The 2386-nt window shown below is 40.3% G+C and carries 1 protein-coding gene; it reads right to left on the minus strand.

Annotated features, from left to right (window positions below; genetic code table 11):
• Positions 1-15: 15 nt before the first annotated feature.
• Positions 16-2386, minus strand: a 2371-nt coding sequence (locus tag ACM55H_RS17880; protein ID WP_416837807.1) for an HYR-like domain-containing protein, incomplete at its 5' end; no start/stop codon positions are given.

The raw sequence follows: 2386 nt of genomic DNA on the forward strand, positions 1-2386 counted from the left end.
CCTCAGGTATTAAATTTAATTATTTACTATATATAAATACCCGTCTTTTTTATTGGTTACAGATTTTCCATTACCATCAATAGAGGTATAGTTCAAGATATAAAAGTAGGTTCCGGTTGGTAAACCTGAAGTTTGTTGGATAGTTGATCTACCTTGAGAAACACCATCAAAAAAGTTACTTGTATTATTATATCCTTTAGTTTCAAAAACCAATACTCCCCAACGGTTATAAATTTCAACGGTATTATCTGGATAACAAATTGTATCGTCAATATTATCGATTATGAATTTTTCATTAATTCCGTCACCATTTGGTGAGAAAGCATTATGGACTAATACAGTTCCACAGGCTAATACAACACCAGCACAACCAGTATTTACGGTCATGACAACTCTTATAGTTCTTGGACAAGTTGCATCGTTAATTTTATATTCAAAAATATAATCTTTAACAGAAAGTCCAGAAGCATTAAGTATGCTTCCTTGTAATCCCCCCGAATTATTTACATCAATCCAGGTTCCGTTTGTAGGAGTTCCTACTGGTAATACATCACTTAGGTTAGTAGTTGTAATTTCTCCATCATTACAAATTGAGCTATTTATTGTTACTATATTATTAGCAATAGTAACATTAATGATTTGTATAAATTCTGATGCATTTCCACAGGCATCAGCCACCAACCATTTTCTTACAATAGAATAAGAATTTTCGGTTCTGTTAATAATGTTTTCAGTAAATACAGCTGGAGAAACTGCGGAACAATTATCTACAAAAACCAGTTCAGGTTTAGTTGGAATTGCATCACAATTCACATCGATAGTTGATGTAAAAGGTGTTGCTGTAGTTGGACCTACAGTATCAATTACATTAATAGTTTGTGTAGCTCTAGAACTGTTTCCGCAAGCATCAGTTGCAGTCCAAGTTCTGGTTATAGAATAAGAACCAGCACACTGACCATTAGTTGTTACATCTTCAGAAGTCAAAGTTACAGATGAACCACATTCGTCAGTTGCAGTAGCTGTGGCGAAAGTTGGCACTGCAGAACAAGAGACAGTTGAAGCTTCAGGCAATGTTGCAATAACTGGAGCAGTTGTATCAATTACATTAATAGTTTGTGAAGCTGTAGCAGCATTTCCACAAGCATCAGTCGCAGTCCAAGTTCTGGTTATAGAATAGGAACCAGCACACTGACCGTTAGTTGTCACATCTTCAGAAGTCAAAGTTACAGATGAACCACATTCGTCAGTTGCAGTAGCTATGGCGAAAGTTGGCACTGCAGAACAAGAGACAGTTGAAGCTTCAGGTAATGTTGCAATAACCGGAGCAGTTTTATCTTGAACGGTAATCACTTGTGCTTTAGAAGCAGTGTTTCCACAAACATCTGTCGCAGTCCAAGTTCTGGTTAGCGTATAGTTGCTGGCACAATTTCCGTCTGTTCTAACTTCTTTGAAAGTCACTACAGGAGCCGCATCACAATTGTCAGTGGCTGTTAAGGTAGCTGCAGCAGGAACTGCAGAACATTCTGCGGTTACATCGGCAGGAGCCTCGCTCAATACCGGAGCAGTTTTATCCTGAACGGTAATTACTTGTGCTTTAGAAACAGTGTTTCCACAAACATCAGTTGCAGTCCAGGTTCTGGTTTGCGTATAGTTGCTGGCACAATTTCCGTCTGTTCTAACTTCTTTGAAAGTCACTACAGGAGCCGCATCACAATTATCAGTAGCTGTTAGGGTAGCAGCAGCAGGAACAGCAGAACATTCTGCGGTTACATCGGCAGGAGCTTCGCTCAATACCGGAGCAGTTTTATCCTGAACGGTAATTACCTGTGCTTTAGAAGCAGTGTTTCCACAAACATCTGTCGCAGTCCAGGTTCTGGTTAACGTATAGTTGCTGGCACAATTTCCGTCTGTTCTAACTTCTTTGAAAGTCACTACAGGAGCCGCATCACAATTGTCAGTAGCTGTTAGGGTAGCTGCAGCAGGAACAGCAGAACATTCTGCGGTTACATCGGCAGGAGCCTCGCTCAATACCGGAGCAGTTTTATCCTGAACAGTAATCACTTGTGCTTTAGAAACAGTGTTTCCACAAACATCAGTTGCAGTCCAGGTTCTGGTTAGCGTATAGTTGCTGGCACAATTTCCGTCTGTTTTAACTTCTTTGAAAGTCACTACAGGAGCCGCATCACAATTGTCAGTAGCTGTTAGGGTAGCAGCAGCAGGAACTGCAGAACATTCTGCGGTTACATCGGCAGGAGCCTCGCTCAATACCGGAGCAGTTTTATCCTGAACAGTAATCACTTGTGCTTTAGAAACAGTGTTTCCACAAACATCAGTTGCAGTCCAGGTTCTGGTTAGCGTATAGTTGCTGGCACAATTTCCGTCTGTT

The organism is Flavobacterium cryoconiti (assembly GCF_048158645.1).
Lineage (GTDB): Bacteria > Bacteroidota > Bacteroidia > Flavobacteriales > Flavobacteriaceae > Flavobacterium > Flavobacterium cryoconiti.